General features: G+C 62.7%; 38 protein-coding genes. 19 read left to right on the forward strand and 19 right to left on the reverse strand.

Annotated features, from left to right (window positions below; all coding sequences use genetic code 11):
• Nucleotides 1-17: 17 nt before the first annotated feature.
• Nucleotides 18-1805, reverse strand: a complete 1788-nt coding sequence (locus N7E70_RS15725) for a hypothetical protein (RefSeq protein ID WP_067961572.1) — start codon at nt 1803-1805, stop codon at nt 18-20.
• Between the two features lie 386 nt (nt 1806-2191).
• A complete protein-coding gene (locus N7E70_RS15730) occupies nt 2192-2386 on the reverse strand; it encodes a hypothetical protein (RefSeq protein ID WP_067961573.1) in 195 nt (64 codons plus the stop codon).
• Nucleotides 2387-2644: 258 nt separating this feature from the next.
• Between N7E70_RS15730 and N7E70_RS15735 the strand changes: the two genes are divergently transcribed.
• Complete coding sequence (locus N7E70_RS15735; RefSeq protein WP_263006892.1) at nt 2645-3577, forward strand: glutaminase; 933 nt, start codon at nt 2645-2647, stop codon at nt 3575-3577.
• A 39-nt stretch (nt 3578-3616) separates the two neighbouring features.
• Here the strand turns inward: N7E70_RS15735 and N7E70_RS15740 are convergent, their stop codons facing one another.
• The 4 genes from N7E70_RS15740 to N7E70_RS15755 form a co-directional block, all read right to left on the reverse strand.
• Complete coding sequence (locus tag N7E70_RS15740; RefSeq protein ID WP_263006893.1) at nt 3617-4177, reverse strand: hypothetical protein; 561 nt, start codon at nt 4175-4177, stop codon at nt 3617-3619.
• Entirely contained in the window at nt 4158-4304 is a 147-nt protein-coding gene (locus N7E70_RS15745; protein ID WP_269441399.1) for a hypothetical protein, read from the reverse strand. The genes N7E70_RS15740 and N7E70_RS15745 overlap by 20 nt, the downstream gene beginning before the upstream one ends.
• Before the next feature lie 248 nt (nt 4305-4552).
• Complete coding sequence (locus N7E70_RS15750; RefSeq protein ID WP_269441400.1) at nt 4553-5305, reverse strand: hypothetical protein; 753 nt, start codon at nt 5303-5305, stop codon at nt 4553-4555.
• Nucleotides 5306-5310: 5 nt separating this feature from the next.
• Nucleotides 5311-6348, reverse strand: coding sequence for a hypothetical protein (locus N7E70_RS15755; RefSeq protein WP_263006895.1), 1038 nt, complete (start codon nt 6346-6348; stop codon nt 5311-5313).
• Nucleotides 6349-6781: 433 nt separating this feature from the next.
• Between N7E70_RS15755 and N7E70_RS15760 the strand changes: the two genes are divergently transcribed.
• A complete protein-coding gene (locus N7E70_RS15760) occupies nt 6782-8095 on the forward strand; it encodes a site-specific integrase (protein WP_263006896.1) in 1314 nt (437 codons plus the stop codon).
• Between the two features lie 135 nt (nt 8096-8230).
• Nucleotides 8231-8626 (forward strand): hypothetical protein, encoded by a 396-nt coding sequence (locus tag N7E70_RS15765; RefSeq protein WP_263006897.1) that lies wholly within the window; start codon nt 8231-8233, stop codon nt 8624-8626.
• Here N7E70_RS15765 and N7E70_RS15770 read toward each other — a convergent pair.
• The 11 genes from N7E70_RS15770 to N7E70_RS15820 all read right to left on the reverse strand — a co-directional run bounded on the left by N7E70_RS15770 (nt 8620) and on the right by N7E70_RS15820 (nt 13475).
• A complete protein-coding gene (locus N7E70_RS15770; protein WP_263006898.1) occupies nt 8620-8847 on the reverse strand; it encodes a hypothetical protein in 228 nt (75 codons plus the stop codon). The genes N7E70_RS15765 and N7E70_RS15770 overlap by 7 nt on opposite strands.
• Nucleotides 8844-9479, reverse strand: a complete 636-nt coding sequence (locus N7E70_RS15775) for a hypothetical protein (protein ID WP_263006899.1) — start codon at nt 9477-9479, stop codon at nt 8844-8846. Before N7E70_RS15775 ends, N7E70_RS15770 begins: the two co-directional genes overlap by 4 nt.
• Nucleotides 9476-9751: a hypothetical protein gene (locus N7E70_RS15780; RefSeq protein WP_263006900.1), complete on the reverse strand. Its 276-nt coding sequence runs from the start codon at nt 9749-9751 to the stop codon at nt 9476-9478. The genes N7E70_RS15775 and N7E70_RS15780 overlap by 4 nt, the downstream gene beginning before the upstream one ends.
• Nucleotides 9748-10080: a DUF4031 domain-containing protein gene (locus N7E70_RS15785; RefSeq protein WP_269441401.1), complete on the reverse strand. Its 333-nt coding sequence runs from the start codon at nt 10078-10080 to the stop codon at nt 9748-9750. Before N7E70_RS15785 ends, N7E70_RS15780 begins: the two co-directional genes overlap by 4 nt.
• Before the next feature lie 20 nt (nt 10081-10100).
• The gene (locus N7E70_RS15790) at nt 10101-11282 is read right to left on the reverse strand and encodes a DUF5131 family protein (protein WP_263006902.1); all 1182 of its coding nucleotides are present in this window, start codon (nt 11280-11282) and stop codon (nt 10101-10103) included.
• Complete coding sequence (locus N7E70_RS15795; protein WP_263006903.1) at nt 11275-11535, reverse strand: hypothetical protein; 261 nt, start codon at nt 11533-11535, stop codon at nt 11275-11277. Before N7E70_RS15795 ends, N7E70_RS15790 begins: the two co-directional genes overlap by 8 nt.
• Nucleotides 11528-11821 (reverse strand): hypothetical protein, encoded by a 294-nt coding sequence (locus tag N7E70_RS15800; RefSeq protein ID WP_263006904.1) that lies wholly within the window; start codon nt 11819-11821, stop codon nt 11528-11530. The genes N7E70_RS15795 and N7E70_RS15800 overlap by 8 nt, the downstream gene beginning before the upstream one ends.
• Entirely contained in the window at nt 11812-12072 is a 261-nt protein-coding gene (locus N7E70_RS15805; RefSeq protein WP_263006905.1) for a hypothetical protein, read from the reverse strand. Before N7E70_RS15805 ends, N7E70_RS15800 begins: the two co-directional genes overlap by 10 nt.
• 4 nt (nt 12073-12076) lie before the next feature.
• Entirely contained in the window at nt 12077-12310 is a 234-nt protein-coding gene (locus N7E70_RS15810) for a hypothetical protein (RefSeq protein WP_263006906.1), read from the reverse strand.
• A 127-nt stretch (nt 12311-12437) separates the two neighbouring features.
• Nucleotides 12438-12704: an Arc family DNA-binding protein gene (locus N7E70_RS15815; protein ID WP_263006907.1), complete on the reverse strand. Its 267-nt coding sequence runs from the start codon at nt 12702-12704 to the stop codon at nt 12438-12440.
• Between the two features lie 402 nt (nt 12705-13106).
• A complete protein-coding gene (locus tag N7E70_RS15820) occupies nt 13107-13475 on the reverse strand; it encodes a helix-turn-helix domain-containing protein (protein WP_263006908.1) in 369 nt (122 codons plus the stop codon).
• Between the two features lie 37 nt (nt 13476-13512).
• On the opposite strand from N7E70_RS15820, the gene N7E70_RS15825 reads away from it, so the two are divergent.
• The 11 genes from N7E70_RS15825 to N7E70_RS15875 are packed head-to-tail and all read left to right on the forward strand — an operon-like array spanning nt 13513 to nt 19131.
• Nucleotides 13513-13761, forward strand: coding sequence for a helix-turn-helix domain-containing protein (locus N7E70_RS15825; protein ID WP_263006909.1), 249 nt, complete (start codon nt 13513-13515; stop codon nt 13759-13761).
• Nucleotides 13758-14156, forward strand: a complete 399-nt coding sequence (locus tag N7E70_RS15830; RefSeq protein WP_263006910.1) for a hypothetical protein — start codon at nt 13758-13760, stop codon at nt 14154-14156. Before N7E70_RS15825 ends, N7E70_RS15830 begins: the two co-directional genes overlap by 4 nt.
• Nucleotides 14153-14623, forward strand: a complete 471-nt coding sequence (locus N7E70_RS15835) for a hypothetical protein (RefSeq protein WP_263006911.1) — start codon at nt 14153-14155, stop codon at nt 14621-14623. The genes N7E70_RS15830 and N7E70_RS15835 overlap by 4 nt, the downstream gene beginning before the upstream one ends.
• Entirely contained in the window at nt 14620-15234 is a 615-nt protein-coding gene (locus N7E70_RS15840) for a hypothetical protein (RefSeq protein ID WP_263006912.1), read from the forward strand. The genes N7E70_RS15835 and N7E70_RS15840 overlap by 4 nt, the downstream gene beginning before the upstream one ends.
• A gap of 37 nt (nt 15235-15271) precedes the next feature.
• A complete protein-coding gene (locus N7E70_RS15845; RefSeq protein WP_263006913.1) occupies nt 15272-15625 on the forward strand; it encodes a hypothetical protein in 354 nt (117 codons plus the stop codon).
• 35 nt (nt 15626-15660) lie between these two features.
• Nucleotides 15661-16578 carry a YfdQ family protein gene (locus N7E70_RS15850; protein ID WP_263006914.1) on the forward strand — a complete coding sequence of 306 codons (918 nt, stop codon included), beginning with the start codon at nt 15661-15663 and terminating at the stop codon, nt 16576-16578.
• Nucleotides 16578-17783, forward strand: a complete 1206-nt coding sequence (locus N7E70_RS15855; RefSeq protein WP_263006915.1) for an S-adenosylmethionine-binding domain-containing protein — start codon at nt 16578-16580, stop codon at nt 17781-17783. The genes N7E70_RS15850 and N7E70_RS15855 overlap by 1 nt, the downstream gene beginning before the upstream one ends.
• Entirely contained in the window at nt 17780-18055 is a 276-nt protein-coding gene (locus N7E70_RS15860; protein WP_263006916.1) for a hypothetical protein, read from the forward strand. The genes N7E70_RS15855 and N7E70_RS15860 overlap by 4 nt, the downstream gene beginning before the upstream one ends.
• A complete protein-coding gene (locus tag N7E70_RS15865; RefSeq protein ID WP_263006917.1) occupies nt 18048-18347 on the forward strand; it encodes a hypothetical protein in 300 nt (99 codons plus the stop codon). The genes N7E70_RS15860 and N7E70_RS15865 overlap by 8 nt, the downstream gene beginning before the upstream one ends.
• A complete protein-coding gene (locus tag N7E70_RS15870; RefSeq protein ID WP_263006918.1) occupies nt 18344-18628 on the forward strand; it encodes a hypothetical protein in 285 nt (94 codons plus the stop codon). The genes N7E70_RS15865 and N7E70_RS15870 overlap by 4 nt, the downstream gene beginning before the upstream one ends.
• Nucleotides 18625-19131, forward strand: a complete 507-nt coding sequence (locus N7E70_RS15875) for a hypothetical protein (RefSeq protein ID WP_263006919.1) — start codon at nt 18625-18627, stop codon at nt 19129-19131. The genes N7E70_RS15870 and N7E70_RS15875 overlap by 4 nt, the downstream gene beginning before the upstream one ends.
• 17 nt (nt 19132-19148) lie before the next feature.
• Here the strand turns inward: N7E70_RS15875 and N7E70_RS15880 are convergent, their stop codons facing one another.
• Complete coding sequence (locus N7E70_RS15880; RefSeq protein ID WP_263006920.1) at nt 19149-19382, reverse strand: DUF982 domain-containing protein; 234 nt, start codon at nt 19380-19382, stop codon at nt 19149-19151.
• A gap of 62 nt (nt 19383-19444) precedes the next feature.
• Between N7E70_RS15880 and N7E70_RS15885 the strand changes: the two genes are divergently transcribed.
• Genes N7E70_RS15885 through nusG form a run of 4 tightly spaced genes read left to right on the forward strand, consistent with a single transcriptional unit; the run spans nt 19445 to nt 22662 of the window.
• Nucleotides 19445-19975: a hypothetical protein gene (locus tag N7E70_RS15885; RefSeq protein ID WP_263006921.1), complete on the forward strand. Its 531-nt coding sequence runs from the start codon at nt 19445-19447 to the stop codon at nt 19973-19975.
• A gap of 8 nt (nt 19976-19983) precedes the next feature.
• On the forward strand, nt 19984-20805 hold the full coding sequence (locus tag N7E70_RS15890; protein WP_263006922.1) for a DNA-methyltransferase: 822 nt from the start codon (nt 19984-19986) through the stop codon (nt 20803-20805).
• A complete protein-coding gene (locus tag N7E70_RS15895) occupies nt 20802-22013 on the forward strand; it encodes a helix-turn-helix domain-containing protein (RefSeq protein WP_263006923.1) in 1212 nt (403 codons plus the stop codon). The genes N7E70_RS15890 and N7E70_RS15895 overlap by 4 nt, the downstream gene beginning before the upstream one ends.
• On the forward strand, nt 21979-22662 hold the full coding sequence (gene nusG, locus N7E70_RS15900; RefSeq protein WP_263006924.1) for a transcription termination/antitermination protein NusG: 684 nt from the start codon (nt 21979-21981) through the stop codon (nt 22660-22662). The genes N7E70_RS15895 and nusG overlap by 35 nt, the downstream gene beginning before the upstream one ends.
• Nucleotides 22663-22766: 104 nt before the next feature.
• Here the strand turns inward: nusG and N7E70_RS15905 are convergent, their stop codons facing one another.
• Nucleotides 22767-23312 (reverse strand): hypothetical protein, encoded by a 546-nt coding sequence (locus N7E70_RS15905; protein ID WP_263006925.1) that lies wholly within the window; start codon nt 23310-23312, stop codon nt 22767-22769.
• A 60-nt stretch (nt 23313-23372) separates the two neighbouring features.
• On the opposite strand from N7E70_RS15905, the gene N7E70_RS15910 reads away from it, so the two are divergent.
• Nucleotides 23373-23738, forward strand: coding sequence for an HNH endonuclease (locus N7E70_RS15910; protein WP_263006926.1), 366 nt, complete (start codon nt 23373-23375; stop codon nt 23736-23738).
• Nucleotides 23739-23752: the final 14 nt, after the last annotated feature.

Genomic DNA, 23752 nt, shown 5'->3' on the forward strand with positions numbered 1-23752 from the left:
GGTGCTCGGCGCGTCCGTCATGTTTTTTTGACACCGGCCTTGATCAGACCGGAGATCAGATTGGCGCCGCCCTCGGTGCGCATGATTGGATAGCGGGCGTCGATCAGCGAGCTGATCGAGAAATTGGGTTCGACGACGTTCAGCCGGTCGAGCAGCGAGCGGGCGGCGCGGATGTCGCCGAGCTGGGCGTGGCTCGCCACGAGATAACGCAGCAGCGAATTGAAATCGGGCCGCTCGCGTAGCGCCTGCTCGCCGGCTTCGATGGCGACGCGATGATTGCCGGCGAGCGTGGCGTTGATCAGCCGCGAGGTGTCGAAATAGTAGCGATAGGGGCTGTAGGCTCCGAGATGGCGCGCCCAGTTGGCGAGGCTGAGCCCTTTGTCCGGCTGGCCGGCATAGGCATGCAGCATCGAATAGAGGTCCCAGCCGAGCACCTGGGTCGGGTTGGCGCGGATGGCGCGCTCGAACAGGCCCGATGCGTAGTCGTATTCGCCGAACAGGAACGAATGCACATGGCCGACGAGCGCCAGGGTGACCGAATTGCTGGAATCGAGTTCCAGCGCCTTGCGGGCGTAATGCTGAGCCTGCTCGATGGCCACGGCAGAATCGGAGAAACGCTGGCCGACCTGGAAGGTCATCAGGAAGGCGAGCCAGGCATAGGCCTGCGACGACGGCCGCTGGGCGATGATGCGCCGGAGCGACGCCTCGGACATGACGAGGTCGTTGCGCGACAGCCGGAACATGGCGTTGACGGCGGCATAGAGGCTCTCGGCCTCGACGGCGTCGTCGGTCTGTTCGGAGCGCGCAATGAAATATTTGCGCAACTCGTCCATCGCCTCGTTGATGAGCTGGTGCGCCGCCGAGGTTTCGCCTGCCTCGATCGCGCGCCGTTCAAGCGTGGCGCCGCCCATCCACAGCAGGCTGCGGTCGGCGGTGCGATGGACACTGACGCTGATATAGGCCTGGTGCGCCGAAAAGCGGTAGCGGACCTGAATCGCCAGCGCCACCGAATCGAACGCCGTTTCCGGTTCCTGCGTCGGCGACAGATCCGGCCGCGACAGGTCGGAGACGGTCAGTTCGCCGCCTTCGAGCAGCGACCGCACCAAGAGTTCGGAAAACATGTCGGGCAGCGATTCTGCCCCGAAGGCATCGCCTGAGATCGCCGGCGGCAGCAGCGCCACCGACCAGCCGGTCCGGCTCCCGGTCAGCGGCAGCGACTTGCGGTTGCCGCCGTCGGAGGAATTCGGTCCCGATTTCTGTCCCTGGGCCGGGATGAGGCCGTTGCTGCGCCTGTCCTTGGGGCTGACGTCGCGCTGGCCGAGCGCATTTTCGAGCCGGCCCTGCCAGACCTGCCGCTCGAGCATCAGCCATTCCTCGAATTCGGGGTCGCCGATGTCGAGGCCTTCGAGCAGCTCCGGCCAGGATTCGAGCTCGACTTCGCTGGGCACGGATTGGCGCGACGGGTCGAGCAACTGCAGCGCGTCGACCGACACGCGGTTGAGGTCGAGCGAGATGGTGTGGTTGTCGGAAATGATGATGCTGTCGGCGATCGGGCCGAGCGATTTGCGGACGTCGACGAGGGCCTGTCTCAGGCTGGCTGCGGCCTGCTCCTCGCCGCGGTCGCTCCATAGCTTGTCGCGCAGCCAGATACGCGAGCGGGCACCGCGTGGAGCAAGTGCCAGCATGGCCATGAGCGCGCGCGACTTCTGCGCCTTGGGCGTGCACGACGCGCCGGCTGCGTCGGTGACGGCCAGCGCCCCGAACAGGTAGATATTGCAAAGCGTACTGGCGTCTTCACCAGCCATCGTGCGGACCTTCGCTGCAGGTCGTCCATGCCCCTGAAGAGCGTACCACAGGTCGAATCGCCTGTGGTCCTCGCAACTTGCATCGGGAGCATACAACGACATTCCGGCAAGTGCGCGTGCTTGTATGCTTCTGGCACCGGGCAAAACCTGCAGCATTCCAGCGTTCCTCACCACTCTTGCCGGAGCTGATTCCGGCCTGATTTCGGAAGGACGTTAGGGGAGGCGGGGTGATTGCGGCGTGAGTGAAACGTCAAAACAGCCGTGAAATGCAGATTTGACGGCCCATCAGATGGGGCCCATGTTCCTCACGCGCCAAGTGTTTCGGCAATCGCCTCGGTGACAGCGACGCGCAGATCGTGCGCCGTCGCGTCGCCAGTCGTGAAGGTTCAGCGTCCCGACGAGCCGTTGCTGCGGCGGGGGCCGGCGAGTTCCCTGCCAAGCGCCAACGCTTCCTGCAGGTCGGTTGCGTATTTGGCCGTATCTTCGAGGCCGCCGAAATAATTGAGCCGGATGGTTTCACCTCGCTTGCTCATGACCACGCCGATGCTCCGCAGGCTCTCACGCACATCAGAAAAACGCATATCGCAACGTCTCCGTTTGGTGGGTTGAACGAACATTAGAGGTTGCTTGTAACAGTGCCGTGTTGACGCAACGTGAGGGATACGTGAATCGCCGCTACGAAAGTTTCGCTTTCGGCACATCTTTCGACGATTCGGCGGCCGCCAGCCCACAAAGCGTCAGGGTTGTGCCGCTCTGTGATGACCAGGGGATGGGTGGCGTCGCGCGCGACTTGATGTAGAACGGCCTGCCGGTTCGAGCCGGTCGAAGCAGGAAGTGTCATGCCCAGCCTCCAGGATACGCTGAACGAGATCGTCGCCGAGATGGCAGCGCAGACGGAGCGCGGCGAGGTTGCCTCCTACATTCCAGAACTGGGCAAGGTCGATCCGGCCAAATTCGCCATCGCAGTGGTCAAGAACGACGGCGAAGTGGCGGCGGCGGGTGACGCCGACGAGCCGTTTTCGATCCAGAGCATATCGAAGGTGTTCACCCTGGCGCTGGCGCTTGGTCGCGTCGGCGACCAGCTGTGGAGCCGCGTCGGGCGCGAACCTTCAGGCACGGCCTTCAACTCCATCGTCCAGCTCGAACTCGAACACGGCATTCCGCGCAATCCTTTCATCAATGCCGGGGCCATCGTCGTCTCCGACGTGCTGCTGTCGGGCCACCAGCCGCGCGAAGCGATCGGCGAGGTGCTGAGCTTCATGCGCACTGTGGCCGACGACGATTCTGTCATCATCGACCGCGACGTGGCCAATTCCGAGCGCGCCACCGGCTTCCGCAATTTCGCGCTGGCCAACTATCTCAAGGGGTTCGGCAATCTGAACCACGCGCCCGAGATGACGCTGGGCGTCTATTTCCACCATTGCGCCGTCGCCATGAGCTGCCTGCAACTGGCCAATGCTGGGCGGTTTCTGGCCAATGCCGGGCGCATCGAGAAGACGGGTCACACGATCGTCTCAAGCGAGCGCGCCCGCCGCATCAACGCGCTGATGCTGACCTGCGGTCACTATGACGGTTCGGGCGAGTTCGCCTTCCGCGTCGGCATTCCCGGCAAGAGCGGCGTCGGCGGCGGCATCCTGGCGATCGTGCCTGGTGTGGCATCGATCGCCGTGTGGTCGCCGGGGCTCAATGCGCGCGGCAACTCGATGCTGGGCTCGATCGCGCTGGAACGGCTGACCAAAAGGATGAACTGGTCGATCTTCGCCTCGCGCTGAAGCATTCCGCGCTGGACAATGCTGCAGGCCGGCCCGGGCTCAGGCACCGCCGGCTTTGCGTTGCTCTGCCAGCCAGCTGTCATGCAGCCATTTTTCGCTCTGGCGGCGGCCTTCGAGGTTGGCCCAGACGATGTCGCGCTCGAACACCATCACCTCGCGGTCGGCGCCGACGATCGCCCAGAACCAGCGGCCGTCGACAAGATTGCGCATTTTCACCTTCATGCCCGTCAACGTTGTGCTCTTGCCGCCAGCGCGGATCGTCTCGTCATGCGGAGCAATGAAGCTGACCTCGTGGCGTGACAGAAGGTCGGCGGCATGGTCGGACAGGAACCGCATGGCGATGTCATGCGCTTCGTCCTGGCTGGGCAGTACGCCGTCGCGCAGCGCGAGATGCATGCGCACGAAGCCCTTGAGCCTGCCGGAGGTGGCGACCACGGCGCTGAAATGCTCGCCGCCCAGGCCGGCATTGCGTTTGTCCGCACGTTCCATGCGGATGAGCACGGCGCCCTCGCCGTCGACCTCGATCTTGCCCTTTTCGACATTGACGTAGCCCGCTGGCACGGGGAGTGCCGCGAGGATGTCATGCGGCGAGGATGTCATGCGGCGAGGCGATGACGGGCGTTCCGGATGTTGGGCTGGTCGCTGTCATGGTTTCTGCGCTGGCAGGGGAGAGAAGCGTGAATTGCAGGGCTGAGATCGCCATGCCGGTGAACCGGGCATAAGCCACGTGAGTGTTCCTTTCCAAATAAAACGAAACGATCCGTTTTGTATAAAATAACTAAACGGGGCGTATCGTTTCGTCAAGGGAGTGACTTGGGCTTGTCTGGCACGCAGCACCGCTGCTGGTCGTTCGCGAATCTGTGCGAGGGCGAATGGCCGCGCGGGCGATTGTCCGGCGGCCTTGGCATTACCCGGAGAGCGGTCGTGTGGGCAGGGCAAAGCCGTGCCGCAAGCCGTCCCGGCAGGAACACCCCGTCACTGCAGGATCGCGTAGCGTGCGCCGGCATTGACCTTGATGGCCGAGCTGCCGCGTTGCGGGGTCGAGGTGATTGTCAGCGTCATGATGGCGCAATTCTTGTTCTGGGCGCGGATCTTGGCGCAGCCCTTGGCAACGGCGTCGTAATACCTCGTCCGTTGTGAAACCCAGCTGTCGGTCATGATCGACTTGTCGTCGCCGTCATTCAGGTTGAGCGGGATTTCGACGTAGTTGAGTTCGGGCGCCTTGGCGACCTCGCCGAATGGCTCGCGCTGGACGAAGGTCAGGCGCATGCTGACCTGGTACAGATCTTCCGTCGGCCGGGCCGAAACCTTGTTGACCGCGCATTTGCTGGCGAAGGCCTTGACGATCAGGTCGCATTCGGCGCGCGCCAGGACGGGCAGGCGAGACGCGAGATACGCCTCGACGTCGTTGGCGTCGAAAGCGTTCTGGTCGCCGCGCCGGATGTCCGTCAGCTGCATATGCATGTTGAGGGAAACAGTGCGCGTCTGCTCGAAGTCGTCGAAGTTGCGCAGCGCCACCAGACCCGGCGCGCCCTCGGGCACGACCTTGACGCCCTGGAAATCCGATGCCCGCCGTTCAGCCGCCTTTTCCTGGCTGTCGCTCACCATGCCCATCATCTGCATGATGTAGGCTGCGGCGGCGACGTTGAAGATCAGGCTGCCGATGAGCGGCGCGCCGACCAACAGCAGCAGCACGACGACCACGATCTTGAGAAAACTGCCCTGCATGGCCGTCATTGCTTCCGATTGAGAGTTGTGAGGTCGCCTCCGGCGAGCTGTTGTGCCTTCTTGGTGACGAGCTCGGAATGCTTCGAATCATAGTCGTCGCGGGAGGCGGCAACGAAGGCGTAGTCGGTGCGGGCGAGTTGCACGGTGGCGTCGGTGATGCCACGGTAAGGCAAACGCTCTTCGAGTGATGCCGGCAGCGGCCCGACGATGGCGTGGTTCATCTGGTCGATGCCGATGGTGACCTCTTCGCTGGCCTTGCCGAAACTGGCGCGGAACCAGCGGTCATATATGTTGTAGATCGCATTGCGGCTGGCGACCGCCTCCTTGGAGATCTGGTCGCCGCCCTTGGCAGCCTCGACGACCCTCCAGAACGGTTGTGGGCGGCGGGATATCGATATCTTGCAATCCTTGGCGGCGTTGCCTGCCAGCACGGTGACCGGCGTGCCGGGCTCGAGATTGACGATACCGGCGTTGCGCGTGCCGATGATGGCAACGCGCGAGAGGCGGGCATTGGGCGATTTCTGGATGTTCCAGAGCGTGTCGAAGCCGCCGGCAAGCACCAGATAGACCGGCGCCGCCGTTTCGGTGACGACCACATTGACCACCCTCAGCCGATCGCCGGAGCGGTTCGAATTGACGCCTGGGTCCTTTCCGTCATTCTGCCATTGCGAGACATAGGCTTGCGCCCGCTCCAGCACTTCCGCCTGCGACAGGGCGAAGACATCGGAAACCTGGTTGGTCTCGTTGGTGTGAATCTGGACGAGCTTGTCGCCGACGGACGGAAGCGGAAACTTGCAGCTTTGGGTCGTCTCGAGCCAGCCGATCTTGGCCGGGCGCTCGCCTTCGACGGGTGCATAGCCCGTGACGACCGATTTGAGCCAGCTGAGAGAATTGTCCTTGCCGACAATGACGTTCGAATCGACCTGATAGCCGAAGCGGTCCGTCCTCAGGGAATCGGCAGGATTACCTTGCGGTGGCGAATCGCTGTCCGAACATCCGGTCAGCAGCAGCGTTAGAATGCCCAGTGAGAGGAAACGTATCATCCTGCGCCCGACAAATGACCTTAAGATATGGTTGCATATCTAGATTGGACATATTGCAGGTTGCTTAAGGCTGAATGCGTAATTCGTTGCGATGTCTGATTCCAACGAATCGCTTGAGCGGCGATGGTGTGAAAGGCCGATCAATACTGACATGGGCGCTGCCGGCGGCCGATATCAGGTGATCTGCGCTCAAAAGGCGTGACAGGCCTGCAAGGACAGTTTGCGCGGTAAGGCGGACAACAACCGAAGACCCGCCAAGGCGAGGGCGGATCTGAAAACTTCGATGCTTTGAGAATGAAGTGGCTCCCCGGGCCGGATTGGATTTGGAGTGCAGAAAGCCCGGATTTCCGGGCTTTTTTCTTTTGTGCTTGACCGGATAGGCCGATTTCGTGCAACAAACGTGCAACAATTTGTGCAACGCGGAGCCGCAGAAGTGCCGTCTTACCTCACGAAGCGGGCAGGGTTCTGGCACTACGCGCGGCGGGTGCCGCTCGACCTGGTCGAGCTCGACACGCGCGGCATCGTCAAGGAAACCACCAAGATACGGATTGCCGACGATCCGCGCGGCATCCGGGCTGCTGCCGTGTCGTCACGGATCAATCGCGAGGTCGAGGCCTACTGGCGCGGGCTCGCCGAGGGCAAGGCCGCTGAGGCCAAGAACCGGTATGATGCGGCGCGAAAGCGGGCGCGTGCCTTCGGCTTCGACTATGCCGCCGTCGACGAGCTCGCCGGGCGAAGCGCTGTCGAAATCCTTGCGCGGTTCGAGGCGCTTGTTTCGCGCAAGGCGGTCGACATGGAGGGCGATGCGGCCGCCGTGCTTGGCGGCGAAGCGCCGCCGAGCTTCAACCTGTCGACCATGTTCGACGAGTTCGAAAAGCTGTCGCGCGCCTCGATCGCCGACTTTTCCGAAGATCAATTGCGGAAGTGGCGGAACCCGCGCAAGCGCGCGATCGCCAATCTGATCACGGTTGTCACCGACAAGGCGCTGAATGCGGTGACGCGCAGCGATTCGCTCGATTTCCGCATCTGGTGGCAGGACAGGGTCATTGACGAAGGGCTGATGATCGAAACCGCCAACCGGGACATCGGTCACCTGGCCAACATGTTCCGGACGATCAACCAGGCGCACCGGCTGGGACTTGAACCGGTCTTTGCCGAACTGCGCATCGCCGGCGGGCACGATGGCCAGCGATCGGCTTTCGAGCCTGCTTTCATCCAGTCGCAGTTGCTGGCGGCCGGCGCGCTGGATTCGATGAACGAGGACGCTCGCGGCATTTTCTATCTGATCGTCGAAACTGGCTTGCGGCTTTCGGAGGCCTGCAACCTGACGGCAGACACGATCCATCTCGACGCCGCGGTGCCCTATGTCAGCGTGCGGCCTGACGGCCGGCGCATGAAGACGCCACAGTCACAGCGCGATATTCCGCTGGTCGGGGTGTCGCTGGAGGTGATGCGGCATTTTCCTGACGGCTTCCCCAGGTACCGGCACAAGGCGGATGCGCTGTCGGCGATCGTCAACAAGCAGCTGGGCACGCTCAAACTGCGGCCGACCGAAAACCACTCGGTCTATTCGCTGCGACACAGTTTTGAGGACAGGCTGACGGCGGTCGAGGCGCCGGAAAAACTGATCGCCGCTCTGATGGGGCACAAGTACCAGCGCCCCAAATATGGCTCGGGGCCAAGCCTCGAGCAGAAACAGAAGTGGCTTCAGCGGATCGCGTTCAAGGCGCCGGTAGTCAGCTTCTAGGGATGCCGAAATTCTCAGGTGGAATCTCGCGTCCGTCGACGTCTTCTATCCAGACGCGTTTGTAGCCACGGCTTGTAAGATCCGAGTAGATTTCGGCAGTTCGCTGGGGGGTGTCACAGTGAACGGGGGCCGTAGATGCTTCCCCCGGCGCACCTGTGGCTTTTGCTATTACTTTCCAAGTCATGCGAGCGGTTCCCCATGTATCCAACGGGCATAGTGACCGAGGGTTTTTCGCGGCGCAAGCACCATGCGGCGTTGCATCTTTATCATGCGCGAGCTTATCAATGGTGCCGTAACAGGGGGGGCAGAGCCGTGGTTATTTCGAAGCAGCTTGTGCTAGGGCTTGCAACTGTTGTCACGGCAGTCGTGCTAGTCTGGCTTTGGGCCGCTCGACCAGACAACTACTTCGATTGCGTGCTGCACGAGATGCGAGGTCAGCCCGATTCGGTCCTGAAGATCGCCCAGTATGCCTGCAAGGAACGCTTTGGCGTTCCACAGATTGCAGCCGAATATCTGGCTGAGACCTATTGAGAAGGCAGACCGACTTTACTGCCGATTGCACCAATTGAATGGGCTTCAAGGTAGCGGCGTGCCCTGGCGACAGGATCTTCCCGCGCCCGGAACTCTGCCAGCTCGCGCTCGAGGCGGGCGAAGAGCGGGGCGTATTTCGCCCCGTGGCGCGATACGACATAGGCCGCGACCATCAGGCCGCGTTCCAGGCGTTCCTCGCTGAGTTCGCCGAAGTCGCTCAACTGCGCACCTCGTCGATGTTCCGGCGCTCGACGGTGAAGGTGGTGGCAGTCACCCAGGGGTTCGTGTACCAGCCGTAGCCGCGAGCGGCGTTGAGGCCTTCCCACAGCCCCTCGAACAACGACCGAGCCGGGCCGATGTGGTTCGGGTTGTGGCTTGCGTCATCAGGGACGCAACCCTCTGCTATCGCGTCGGCCTCGCTGATCTCTTGCAGGCGTTGAACGCGGATCTCGGTCACGGTGAGCGTAAGGCGTGATGCCCATCGCGGCATGTGCATGCCTTGGCGCAGCCGCCCCACCGTCTTGTGGTGCTTCCAATCGGCATCCGCCTCGAAGATGACAGTTTCCTCGCCGCCCATGTCCGATGGCGCCAGGTCGTCATATGCTCGGCTTTCGGTACGCCAAGCCTCGCGAACGTAGAGGTGGTCGCCGGGCTTGGGCTTGCGATGCAAGTCGAGCAGCGCTCGATCGTTGATGCAGATGCGACCACCGACAGTGCCGCTGGCATTCCAGTAGCCCGGCCGGCCATCAAGCGCGTATGGCTGCGGCAGCATTACGCGACGCGTCTGCGTCTTCGTGCCGGCGAGCAGGGCGCGCACCATGGGGCCCGAAAAGATGATGGGGCGGTCGGTCATAGGAACCTCCCTTGCGGCTGGGGCTTGGCTTGGCAGGCCGGGCAGGTGTGGGTGTAGGGCTGGCGTTCCTTGCCGGCTACGCGCGGCGCTGCGCCGAACAAATCGGACGTGTCGCGGCTGTCAGCATCGGGCTTTGCCTGGCTGATGCGCCAGCCCTTGGCCTTGGCCTCGGCGATCATGATGCGGAAATCGGCGTCGGCGTAGGTTTCGGGGAATGCAGCGGGGCAGCTGTCGCAGACGATCTGCTGTAAGCCTTCGTGACGCTCGATCATAGCAATTCACCTTGCGATGGTTTGCCGAAGCCGAGCGCCCGGCATTCGGCTATCTGGTCCAGAAGCTTCTGATTGCCCCGCAGCCGCGCGGTGTGCTCGATCGGGCCGTATTTGTCGGTTTCGACGGCGCCGGCCTTCACAGCCATCGCCCGCTTTGACATGGCGATGTCGAAATGCTCCCACGATGCATTCATGCCCGGCAGGTTGACGCTGGCGGGGCGCTGGAACCATTTACGGGCGACGCCAATGCGATCAGCCATTTCAAAGAGCTCGTCGCGCGTGTCGGCCCACATGTGGCACATGACCATCCGGCCGAAGGCAGCGCGCATGTTGTCGACATAGACAGCCATCACGACACCTCCGGCATGGCATTGTGCTCGACACCGTCGAGCAGCCGGCCAGCGTAGGACTTGCTGACGCGACCCATCCATGCCGCCCCCTGGTTCTGCCACTCAGGATCGACCATGCCTTTGCGGCCGTGGTCCACGCCGACGCCGATCACATTGCCGGTAGCCGTGAAGATGCGGTCCTCGGAACAAACTGGCTTGGGTTCGATATCAGTGAAATCGGCCCATGCTCCCCATTGCTTGAAGAAGAACGGCACGCTGGCGGTGGCGCATTGATCGCGGATCCTACGGACCCATGCTGGATGCATGGGGCGGGCACCCCGACCGCTCTCGCCGCCGACGATGATCCAATGAACGCCGTCGCTCCCATAAGCTTTGCGGAAATGGTCGCAGCTGCATTTGTGGCAGGTCGGTGACACCTTGCCGTAGTTGCGGCAGCGATTGAAGCCGTGACCGTGGCCGCAGGCGCAACCGGCAGGATGTCCGGCCGGGAAGCCAAGCAAGTATTCATGAAGGTCAATCGGTCCCAGCAACGGTTCTGCCGAGAGGAACCGGACCGCTGCCGGCGTGGCGAGCAGTTCGGGAATGCGCGCGTTGGCGCGAAGCTGATCCTCGGCCGACACGCCCAGCCAGACATTCGGCAGCGGCCATCGGTCCAGCAGTACGCGCGGAGCGTTCGGCGCGAGGCTGGGGTCGGGTGGCGTGATGCCCGGAGCGAGAAGGACAATGTTCAGGCGTTGGTCGATAACCAGATCGCACGCCAACTCATAGATGCGGCGAACAATTCCCGGCGCCGTCAAATACTCCCGCATCCGGGAGGCTCGCTTCGTCAGCACCTGGAAGGTGTGTTGCGGCGCCAGCGCCATGACAGCGAAGACGCGGTCGATCCACTCGTCGGGCACGTTCTCGGCGAACAGGTCGCCATGGGCGCAGACGAAGATCCTGCGCGGCGCTTTCCAGCGCAGCGGCTGGTCGAGCCATTCTTCGTTTAGACGGACTTCGCCGGTCCAGACAGGGCCGGCCTTGCTGTCGCGTGTCAGGCCTTTCCGGCTGGGAATGTGCTTCAGCCGCGTGCCGGCGAGCTTCATGGCGTAGCAATTGGTGCAACCTGGTGAGACGACGGAACAGCCGGTGATCGGGTTCCATGTCGCGTCGGTCCATTCGATCAGGGAATGATCAGCCATTCTTACCTCCCGTCATCAGGACAGGGGCGATCGCAGGGCCCCAGACGAACCCGTCGAGGCTCTGCGCCTTCTCGACGCCGCCGACTTCGACCATCAGATATTCAGGATCCTGATCGTCGAGGGCGTTCTCGAACACCTGGACGGGCTCCCATCTGTCGGACGGGGTGAGTTCGGCGGCGTCGCGCGTGCCGGGCAGGGGTTTGCGCCATTTTGCCCAGTAGTAGCCTGGCTTGGTCGGGGTGAGGTCAGCCATGGGCGTTGACCTTCTCCAAAGCGCCGGCTGCAGCCGCTGCGAGCTGGGTCTTGTAGGTCTGGGTGAACGACAGTGCCGCTTGATAGAGCGGCTTCATAAGGGCCTCGGTGGCCCGCCGCTCGGGGTCCATGAACAGCGACGGCTTGAGGAAGACGCCGACACTTTCCATGTCGCGGCATTCGCGCATGAACTCTTCGAGCGTTGGGGCGACGCTGGCGAGCATCATCGCGGCCATGGAAATGGCGGCGTTCGCTTTTTCGAGCTTTTCGCGGGCGCTCATATCCATAGCAGCCTCACAGCGTGCCAGATGAGCACCGCGCCGAGGGTGACGACCATGCCGCCGATCAGGATCGCTTCGCACAGGTCGAACATCGGCTTTGCCTCGAAAGGCTGCGGCTCTTCGGCGTAATCGCGCGGCGGGGCGTCGGGGTTGTCGGCGAGTAGCCGGGCGTGGCGGCGCGAAAGCAGCAGCTCGCGCGATGCCGGTTCGAAGGCCTGCTTGCGCCGCAGGCTGGCGAGAGCATCGCGGGCGCCCATGGTGTCAACCCGCGCGGCCGGAAGCGTTGGCGATGTCGGCAGCGGCTTCGGAGTGCGAGGTGATCTCGACGCGGGTGAAACCCGCCTGGACGAGCGCTTCTTGGTCCACGATGCGGCCATTGGAGGCCAGTTCGAGCATCGTCTGCGCCATGCGGCTGACAGTCGAGGCCTGAGGTGAGGGCTTGGGGAAGCCGCGTGTCGGGATCGGGGCGGCGAACTTCTGCTGGATCGTGATCATTTGCATTGCTCCTAGATGACTACGGAGCAGAAATTATGGAAAACTCATAAATCGGTCAAGCTAAAATATGGAAAAGTCATAGCGTCGAACTATGGCATATCGCGACCTGGTCGTGCGGTGTGGGCGGTTAGCGGCGTTTGCGTGGCTTCGATGCGAGGCCGAGAAGTCCGACGATCATGCCGATCGCAGCGGCCTGATCCTTCTCGCTGAGCCCATCCAAGAACGGGCGGGCGTCATCTGCCAAACGGAGAGCGGGATCTGGCTGGAAGGTCCGTTGAAGCCTGGTGACGATCTCTTGGTTGAGGCTGTTACCGTTGCCTTCCGTTGCTCGCTGTAGCTGTTCTTTCAAGCTTTCGGGCAATCTAACGTGGAAGCTGGTGGCATTCTGCGACATGTCGACTTTATGGCCGAAAGGTCGCTCTGCTGAAATGGTCCCATTTTTGGACCGATGTAATACGAAGTGGTACTAATCTCCTCTTGAATTGCGTAGCATCGTTAAAGGTTGAGCCATGGCGTTAAGTGGTTGCTAGCGCATGCCAAAGCCCTATGGGCAACTGCCGTCACGGATGTGAGTTGACAGTTCTAGAGGAAAAGGTTCCTATGATGTCCGTGAGAAGGCGTACGGGGGTGCATTTTGATCAGATCGGAGACGGAAGATCCGGACAGCAACGGTTGTGCGACATGATCACGTTCGAGCGTAGGCAGGAACGTGGCTCTGCCGCAATGGCTCAACTCCGTGCTATTGCTTCGCCAACTCCATATGATCTCAGGAAGATCTACGAGCGCGACGCTGTGCTCAAGTTGGTTTTGCTGTTACCCGAGGATGTTCTCGGACAGGCTCTTGCTGTTGGAAAGGCTCTGCAAGCTTGCGCAGAACATCGGCGTACGAGTCTTGAAGGTCCGTCGGAAGACTATCGAACGCCACCAGGATCTCGCGGTACTTAGACGCCAGATCCACCATTGGCCCGATCTCGCGCATCAACCATTCGAAGCGCACCTTGAAGCGGCGAGCATACAGTTCGCCCTTATCGGCCCTGAATCCTGAGCTGCCATTCTCGTGACCCGCATAGGTCGGGTAGGGCACGCCGAGCGCAGCCGCTGCGTCGGCTGCTGATTCAAATCCTGCCTGTTTTCTCGCTGCCTGTAGGCGTTCGTGTAATTCCATACCTGTGACTTTGCCATAATTGGATATGGGAAACTCATTGACAACGAACTATGAGTTTTCCATAACTCGCGCCATGGAACGGGAAATTGACATCAAAGCGATGCGCGCCGAGTTGGGCCTGACCCAAGCCGCGCTTGCTGTAGAAGTCGGCGTTGACCAGAGCACTGTTTCCAATTGGGAGAACGGCACGACGAAGCCGCGAGGCCCGGCGCGGAAGCTTCTCCAGTCCATTGCCGACCGACGCCACGACCTTCCGAAGCCGGCAGCAGTCGAGGCCCGGCCATGAAGCCGCGCCCCAACCTTCAATTCCTGGCCATGCAAGGCGACCGCCTGCTTGGCCGCAGTTTCCTGCCGACCTCCTCCCCGGCGGGAAAACAGGCCGCGCCGGAGGTATCCCCTCCCGCCTTCGGCGCGGCCGACCTTTCCGACAATGTGCGCGTGCTCGTGCGCCTCGTTTCCGAGGCCGAGCAGATCTCGGACGGGGAGGTCATTTCCCGTGCGGTCTGTCACTACGCCGAATGCCATGTCGGTCTCCCCGGTTTACTGGGCGACTTTGACCGCCCGGCGGTCAACCGTCACGCAAATTGCCAATCGACCGATTTGCAGCTCGTCGATGGCTGCCTCGTCGACCTTCCCGTTTTCGCCCGGTCCCGCACCCGCTTCGGAGTCTCCGCCCGATGAGCCGACCCTCGTCCGACAAACAACGCGCCAGCCTAAAGATGGCCTTTGCCCGTGCGGTCGAAACGCTCGGCGGTGGCAAGATCGTGTCCAGCTTCACCCGCGTGAACGCAGCGATGATCTCGCTGTATGCCGCGCCGCATGAAGACCAGCGACAGGCCGGGCTCGATGTCGCCTTCGACATCGACAAGGCCCATGCCGACGCTGGCGCCGAGCCGCCGATCCTTTCGACCTATGCCACGCTGCTTGGCTTTTCGCTGGCGCCGCTGGAGGCGGGCAGGGATGCCAGCGGCATCACCCTGGCCGACATGGCGCGGCTCGATCGCGAGGCCTTTGAGGCGCGGGCGACGATCTACGACAGCCTGGCCGACGGACAGTTTACACCAACCGAAAAGCGCAAGGCGCTGAAAGAGCTTGCCGACCTCGAAGGCGTGATCGCCGCCATCAAGGCGAAGGTGGAGGCGGCATGAGCGCCCGGACCTTTCCCTTTGCGATGATCGAGCGCGACGGCGCTCGCCATAGCGCGCTGCGCATTGATTGCGGCAGCTGCAATGTGCAGGCGTTCTTCAAGACGCCGCGCGGCGGGCACAAGGACGCCATTGTCTGCGCGCCTGCCGAAACCCACTGGCGCAATGTCGGCTGGCTGATCGGCTCTCGCGCAAAGGGCGACCGCTGCCCCTCCTGCCTTGCGCGGGATGCTGGCGTGATGGTCGCTGCCGTCGAGCCGCCGCGCACTATGTCGCGCGAAGATCGGCGCATCGTGTTCGCCAAGATCGACGAACTCTATCTCGACGACAAGTCCGGCTATTCCGCGCCCTGGACGGATTCGGCAGTTGCTCGCGATCTCGGCGTTCCTCGAGCCTGGGTGGCGCAGGTTCGCGACGAGCTGTTCGGACCTGAGGGGTCGAACGCCGAGTTCGACGAGTTCCTGGCCAACGCCGCACCCATCATCACCGACCTGAAAAACTTGCTCCGCTCCGTTCATGCGCAACTCGACGAGGCCCGGAAGATCGCCGAGCGCGTCGACAGCCTCGAACGCACCGCCAAGCGCATCGAACGCGAGATCGGCAAGGCGTCCTGACCATGTGTGCAACCCCTGAAACCGAAAGGACTTACCTATGAGCCGCGTGCTGCGCTCGTTCCGTGAAATGCTCGGCCTGCTGTCGCGCGGGGATTTCTCCCGCAAGCTCGACGAGGAAATGACCGCCGCCATCGATGCATTGGAAGCCATGCCCGGCGACAAGGGCAAGGCGGTGATGACTGTCAGTATCACGTTCAACTACGAACTTGGCCGGATCGACATCGACCCCGCCGTCAAGGTGAAGTTGCCCGACACGGCGCGCTTCATGAAGACGCCTTTCTGGACGATCGACGGCGCGCTGTCGGTCGAGCACCCCAACCAGATCAACATGTTTGCTCCCGCGGCGGTCAATCGCCACGAGCGCGACGACGACGAAATCGCCACCGGCTGATCCCCACATTTTCAAACCGCTGAAAGGAAACGGCTATGGCCGAACAGCAGAAACTGGACTCGCATGCCATCGAACTCGTGACTGCGCTGGCGACCGAAGGCACCGCGCCTTCGATCCTGCACATTACCACCTCCGGCCTCGGCGCCGGCCTGCCTTCGTCTCTGCCGGTCGCATTCGACCGCAAGTCGCAGGCGTTCAAGTCTGTCAAAGGGCTCGTCGAAGAGTTCCGCGACGCGCCGGCAAGACGGAAGGGCACTGCCTCGACCAATACGCTTGCCAGCTTCATCGACCTGGTGAACCGCCACAAGGATGCCGACTCCGTTCTGTTCGGCAAGACGAGCTGGCCCGAGCCGAAGCTGACCGCCGTGCTCGACTACGACCGCGAAGGCGTCGCCGCGCGCAACCGTGGTCATCGTGTCGTCTACACCTTCCCGCTCACCGACGAATTCAAGGCCTGGGTCAACGGCAGTGCCAAGCCGATGGATCAGGAAAGCTTCGCGGCGTTCATCGAAGAGCATGCCGCCGAGCTTGCGGCGCCGTTTGATGGCGAGCGTTCGACCTATGAACCGTTGTTCAAGGAAACGATGGCGACGCCGTCGGATGTGCTGTCTCTGTCCCGGCACCTCGAGGTGATGGTGTCTGCAAAAGCCAAGCAGGGCATTCGCCTGCAGACCGGCGAACGGACTGTCGAGTTCACCGAAGAGCACCAGAACGCCAAGGGCGAAAAGGTTGTCATTCCCGGTATCTTCATGGTGTCGGTGCCGGCCTTCGTCGATGGCGATCCGGTGCGCATTCCGGCGCGCCTGCGCTACCGCATCGCTGGCGGCGACATCAAGTGGTTCTATCAGCTCTATCGCTGGGAGTTCTTCCTCCGCGAACAGGTCGGCTTTGACCTGAAGCAAGCGGCTGACGGAACCGGCCTGCCTTCGTTCGAAGGGGCGCCGGAGTCCTGATGTCCGCTTCGGCTCTCGCCACAACCGGTCATGCTTCGCTGCCTGCGCTTGTGCGCCAGGCAGCGAATGCGCTTGCGTCCGCCGAAACGGCGGCGCAGGTGCTCGATGCACGTGACAAGGCGGGCGCCGCCTACGACACGGCAAAACGCGCTGCCCGCATCCATCGAGCGCGCCGGGCGCACGACGACGTCATAGCTGCAGTGCATCGCGCCCAAGCCGATGCACTGGAAATCGAAGCTGGTGCCAAGCGGCGGCTGGCTGACGAATACGACAACGCGCAGGAGCGCGGCGAGGTCGGCAAGCGCGGCCAGCGCACCGACATCGTTCCGGCCGAGAACAAGGTTGCGACCGCCGAAGACATCGGCCTGTCGCGCAAGCAGGTATTCGAGGCGCGCCAGATCCGCGACGCTATCCAGAGCGACCCGACGATTGTCGGTCGCGTGCTATCCGAGATTTTGACCGAGGGCGAAGAGCCGACGCGGGCGGCGCTGAAGCGCGCCATTGCACCAGCCGCCACCGTCATGCGCCACGAGGCGCAGCAGGCCAAGAAAGAACGCCGCAACGTGCGCGAGGTCGAACTCGCTGCCAGGCAGGCGGCGCTGCCTGCGAAGAAATACGGCGTCATCTACGCCGACCCGGAATGGCAGTTCACGCCTTATGACGACGACACGGGCATGGATCGTGCCGCCGACAACCACTATCCGACGAGCGATCTGCTGACGCTGATGCGCCGCGACGTGGGCGCGATTGCCGCGCCCGACTGCGTGTTGTTCATGTGGGCGACGGTGCCGATGCTGGTCGAGGCCATCTGCGTGCTCGACGCCTGGGGCTTCGCGTGGATCGATCGCGACCCGACGACGGGTTACCTCGCGCCCAATAAGACTCGCTGCCGCTATGTCAGCCACTGGGCTTGGCTCAAGCAACGGATCATCACCGGCTATTGGAACCGCGGCAAACATGAGGTGCTGCTGATCGCGACGCGCGGCAAGCCCGTGGCACCGGCCATGGGCGACCAGCTGGAGAGCTGGCGCGATGATTTCGCAATCGAAGCTGACGCCAGCGAACATTCGGCCAAGCCCGATGTGTTTGCCGAGTGGATCGAACGGCAGTGGCCCAACACCCCGAAGATCGAGCTGAACCGCCGGGGCGCCCCGCGCGATGGCTGGGAAGCTTGGGGCCTTGAAGCCGACGAGGTGGCTGCATGACCCGGCCCGTCCCCGAATACTCGCCGGCCATGTTGCGCCTGATGCTCGAAGGCCGCGCCGTGCTTGCGCGTGACGATGCCGGGCTGACGCTTCGCCAGTTCGTGCACGAGATTGCCAGACTGGCCGGCGTGCATGTCAGGTCCGTCCACTTGGCGCTTGCTGGGCGACTGCACAAAGCCGAACGGCGCGTGCGGTTGTGGGCAGTGCTCGGCCATTTCCCGTCCGACCACGGCATCGTGCTGACCGACGATGGAGGCCAGCGCCATGGCTGAGATCGAGCGCAAGAAGTTCGGCACCGCCCTGACTGATCGCCTGCGCGAGCTTGGCTATTCCTATGGCAAGGCTGTGGAGATGTGGCCGGCGCTCAACCGCGCGATGCTGTCGCGCGCCTGCAACGGCATGGAGCTTTCGGCAGCGAACTACCTGCTGGTCTGTGAAATGGCGGGCCTCGATCCTTACCGCTTCCTTCTGCGTGAAAAGCAGACGCGCCACACGCTGAAAAGCATTGTAAATCAAGCTGTTACAGCAGGCGTTTCCCGTGAAGCGCGGGAGGCGGGCCGATGACGGGTGACACCATGCTGCCGATCATCCGCCAGATGCACGATGCCGAAAGTGACGAGGTTCGGGCGCGCATTCTGCTCATCGTGCCTGATGCCGTGCTGCGGCGCTATCGAGAGGTGTTCGAGGCAGCGTGTCTGCGTGTCGGGTTCGATCTCGGCGTTGCCTTCATCGAGATCCGCCGGGCCGAGTGGCACGCCGTTCGCGGGCCTGATGGGCGGCACGTCAACCCGCTGTTCGCCGACATTCGAGAAGCCTTCGTCGAGTTTGCCGGGGTGGCGTCATGAACATAGCCGCGCATCCCAAGACGATGACGCCGCCACCGCTGCATGTCGCGCTGCCCGGTGCGCTGGCTGAAGGCGTTCGGCTGATGGCTGCACGTCGTGGCGACCATCCGCAGGTGCTCGTGGCGGCGCTGATGAGCAAGCTTGTCGACGACGTTGCGCGCGTCGCCGACCTGATGGGTGACAGCGTCGCCGCCGAGGAAGCACCGGGGCAGGGCCGTCGCGTGCTGGAGAGCTTTCCGCAGGGCCTGACCCAGCGCCAGTGCGGCGTCATCTATGTGCTCGGCTTCCATGCCGACGAGGACGGCGTGTTCCGGAAGCAGCTGATCAAGATCGGCATCATCCTCAACGGCGTTGAGATCACCAGCATCAGCGACGTGCTGGCGGCGCTGAGCCGCAAGGGCTTGGTGGACCAGGTGCGCGGCCGTGAAGGCAAGCGGCACTGGCAACTGACGCGCTCCGGTCGCCGGGTTTTCAAGGAACTGAACGAGGGGGAAAGCGCGTGAACGCTGCCATGCTCCAGCTAGACCAGAAGAACGCCGGCACCCTTGCAGAATGCCTCGAAGGCCTCGCGGGCATGCTCGACCTGCATCGACCCGTCTTCGGCACCGTGGAGCGCGTTGCTGGCGAGATACCAGAACGGGCTGCGAGCGTTTGCCGGCCATCCCTCAAGGTATTCGATGGCTTCGGGTACCGACCTGATCTCTCGCAGGTCGAAGCCGGGGCCTTTGATCAAAACGGGCGGGGCGATCTCCATCGCTCCCAACGCGCGGAAAAGAGGCTGGTTGCATGATGGCACAGCCGCTTTCCCCAGATGCCATGCGGCTGAAGGCCATTCGCGCAAACCTGGCGTCGCTCGAAAGCGTCGACTGGACCGTCGTGCACGACACGGATGGCCGCTACGTCCTCAACGCCACGGGGCCGATGGCCGAGCGGCAATGGCGCGTATGCAGCTTCGATCAGGATGCCAGCAAGGACGAAATGGCGCTGATCAGCAGCGCGCCGGATACCATCGTCTTCCTGCTCGGCCTGGTCGACAGGGCATGGAGGGCGTTGCGGCCCGGCCATGGCGCGCACGATCGGCGCGACGGCGGCAAGGGCGAGCCACAGGTCGACCCGAAGAACTATGCCGCCGAAGCGGCGATGAAATGCCAGGAGCCGGCGTTTCTGGCCTTCCTCGAGCAGGAACACGGGTTGGCCAGGCCACTGACGCCCGAGCGCGCGGCGCAAAAGGTGAGGTCGCTCTGCGGGGTGACCTCGCGAAAACAACTCAATGACGGCGGGCAGTCGGCGGAGGCGTGGCGGCAGCTGCGTGACGCTTATGCGGCATGGCGGAAGGCAGGGCGATGAGCGCGACTATGGACGATGGCTACGACCCGGTTGACGATTCCCGCAAGAGCTATGACGCAGCCATAGAGGCTAAGCGTTTGCGTGGCGATACCCATGACTGGGTGGGCCGCCCATGGAAGCGCATGGAGCAGATCGGCGATTGCACGCTGTATCTGGGTGACTGTCTTCAGGTGCTGCCGCTGCTGGGGGGGGGCGTCGCCGTGGTCAGTGATCCCCCTTACGGTATTGCCTTCGCTCATGGTGGTAACAACAACAGCGGCATCGGCGGCGGTCGCTACGCCACCAAGTTCGCGAAGGTGGCAATTGCCGGTGACGAACGCCCATTTGATCCTTCACCTCTCATCGAAGTTGGAACCCAGCATATTCTCTGGGGCGGCAATCACTTTGCCGATCGGCTCCCTGCGTCGTCATGTTGGTTGAGTTGGGATAAGCGGGCGGCGTCTGGCCATTCCAACGACTTCGCCGACTGCGAACTAGCCTGGACGGATCTGGATCGCGTCGCACGCGTGTTTCGTCATCATTGGGATGGGATGATGAAGGCTTCAGAGCGAGGCCGGCCGCGCGTGCATCCTACCCAAAAGCCGATTGCACTCATGGAGTGGTGTATTCGCATGGTCGATGCGGACCTAGCGATAGTCGACCCCTTCATGGGCAGCGGCACCACCGGTGTTGCCTGCGCCAAGTTGGGTCGCAAGTTCATCGGCATCGAGATCGACGAGGGCTATTTCGACATAGCCCGCGAGCGAATCCGCAAGGCCTATTCGCAGCCTGACATGTTCGTTGAGCAGGAACGGGCGCTTACGCCCCAGCAGGGAGCGCTGGAGCTATGAGCTGGCAGGCAACGGCATGGGTTTCGACAGTCGAGGCCGGCGGGCCGAGCGGCAAGCTGTTGCTCTATGCCCTTGCGAACTATGCCGACGAGCACGGGCGCTGCTGGCCGTCGGACAGCAGGCTGATGGCCGACACCGAGATGGGCGAGCGCACCATTCGCGACTGGAAGCGCAAGCTCGAGGATGCCGGTCTGCTGACCGTGGCGCGGCGGCGTGGCACCGGTGGCACCTATCAGGCCGACGAAATCCGCCTCGCCATGGCCGTGTCGACGGCGAAAAAGGCCGCTCCGGTGGCTGCGCAACCACCGGCGAATGCTGCCGGTGGTGAGGATGCGACCACCGGCGAATGCCGCCGCGACCACCGGCAACTGACGCCGCCACCACCGGCATCTGACGGCAATCCCCCCACACCCCCCTATAAGGCTGAACCGTCAAAGGAACCTTCAGAGGAACCTGTTGAGAGAGGCGGGCGTGACGAGCGGAAGAAGGCGGAAGTTCGCGGCTGGGCCTTGCTCAAGGACTGGCCTGGCTTCGCCGGCATGCCAAAAGAACCGGCGCTGAAGTTTTGGCTGGCGCTGACCGCCGACGAGCAGGATGAGGCCGAGCGCAAGTTCAAGCCGTGGCTGGCGCTGCTCAAGGCCCAGCGCAAGAGCCACGTTCCGGCGCCTTCGAGCTATTTCGGCCAGAAGCTGTTTGCCGACGTGCCGGAGCCGACGGCGGCGGACAAGCCGGCTGTGGTCGATGCCCCGGTGTTCGGCCCGGTGTGGAGTGCGATACGGCTGCGGCTGTTGCTGACGGTCGCTCCGGTCGAGGGGCCGAAGCCCAGCGCGTTCATGGCGGCCGAGCTGCAGCGCGACGACGAGAAGGGCGAGCAGGCGAGGCGGACACGACGGGCCATGCATGGCTGGCCTCAGGTCAACGCCATGCACGAGCGGGCCACGAACACCCGAAAGGGCGTGCCTGTCCGGGCCGAGCTCGCCGACCGGCTCAAGCCGCTGATGGTGCCGGTCATGGTCGGTTCGGATGTCTTCGACGCCTGGCGCGAACTGCACCAGTCCCGTGGCTGGCCGTGGATTCCAGATCCCGGCGTGCAGCCCGTGGTCTACTTCCCGGCCGGTGGGCCGGAGACACTGACAGCATTCGAGCAGGCAATTCGCGACGAGGGAAACGACGATGATGGCGGTACGCGGCAGCAGGCAGCTGAGTGAGAGTGACCGCGTATGGCTCGACCAGAAGGGCGAGCCTATCAACATCGATCGTGCATGGCAGAAGAGCGACAGACGAATCGCATTGTCGCGTCGCGAGCAGGCGATGCTTGCCGCGGCTGGAATGGATGGTCCTGATGCGCGCTGGTATGTGCTGCAGGTCGATAGAGGCTACGACTGTGTTGTGGATAAGTCGCTTGCCGATGCCAATATCGAGCGCTGGATGGCGCAGGAAACCATCGTCGTTCGCCGACGTGGACGCTACGGGCTGTGCCGTCCGAAGGCTCGCACGGTGCCCTTCTTGCCCGGCTACATCTTCGTGAAGGTGGTGTCTTGTGCGCCATGCTGGCATGCACTTCTGGGCATCACAGGCGTTGTCGCCGTGCTCGGTGGGGCTGAACGTCCTGCTGCAATTCTTGAAGCCAAGATGTTGAAATTGCGAGCGGATGTCGAGAATGATCCGGCAGCGATCGAGGCGATGATCAGGGAGTTCCAGGTGGGCGATGAGGTGAGTGTCGATGACGGTCCCTTCGCCTCGTTCCCTGGTGTGGTGGACCGGGTAGACGACAGGGGCCGAGCCGTTATCGAAGTGCTGATATTCGGTCGCGCGGTGTCGGTTGAGCTCGATCTTGCGCAGATCAGCAAGAGGTAGTAGCCGAGTCAGCACAGGACGCGCTGAAAGAGTCGCACCCGCCACAGGCGAGGGAAGCGCCATCAGCCCCAGGTGAAGCAGATCAGCTTCACCGCAATGGGGTTCTATGGACGTGTGGCAATAGCTACGAGGTTGGCAGCCAACATCTTTCCATCTGCTGACATTTGCGACCAAACCGACAACTCCTCCTCGATCAGATCAGCTTTGCTCTGAGGTGACAGGCTGGAGTAGAAGCCATCTTCTGCGCGAATGATGGTGGATCGAACTGCTCCGATTAGTGAATGGAACGTGGTTAGATCGCGGCAGATATCGGGGCCGAGCAGTCCGATGTCGGAAATGTTCGCTGCATAGAATGGGAAGTTTTCCTTCTCCCTTTCATTCGCTGAGATGAACCCAGTTAGAGGGACATCAACGCCGCTGCGAGCAACAGTGAGCAGCCGCTTTGCTAGTTCATCATACCGTCGCATCTCTACCATCTTCAGGTAGACTTGGATTTCAGCTGCGAGCCCCGCTGCCAGTCCAGCTCGCTTCTCTGTTCGGTTTGCCCGTCTTTCTGACGACTGAAGGCCGAATGTGATTGCGCCGCCTACAAGAGTTCCAAGTAGGGCAGAGCCTGCACTGACTATGCTGACTGCAATATCGACGTCCATTTGTCGCCCCTCCATATCTGAGTAGCAGCATAGGCACCGAAGCCTAGGAGTGTGCAAGTCTTGGGCAGGAAGCTGCAATCGCTCAAGCCGCGCATCGCTGCGTTGGCTCCACGTATCGGATATGCGCCTGGTGATGAGAAGGCACGGCTTCGACAGCGTGACACGACGGTGGCATGGCGTGCCTGGTACAAGACAGCACGCTGGTACAAGCTACGGCAGAAGATCCTGCTGCGCGACAACTACACCTGCAAGCAGACCGGCGTGCTGTGCATCGGCAAGCACCCAGCGCCTAACAGCCCGGTAGTCGATCACCGCAGGCCGCACCGTGGCGACGAGGCGTTGTTCTGGGATGAGAACAATCTCCAGACGGTGAGCAAGGCCTACCACGACAGCGAGAAGCAGAAGCAGGAGCGGGCGCACCCCTGACCACCAAGGCGGGG

Source organism: Aminobacter sp. NyZ550 (genome assembly GCF_025628925.2).
In the GTDB taxonomy this organism is placed as follows: Bacteria; Pseudomonadota; Alphaproteobacteria; order Rhizobiales; family Rhizobiaceae; genus Aminobacter; species Aminobacter ciceronei.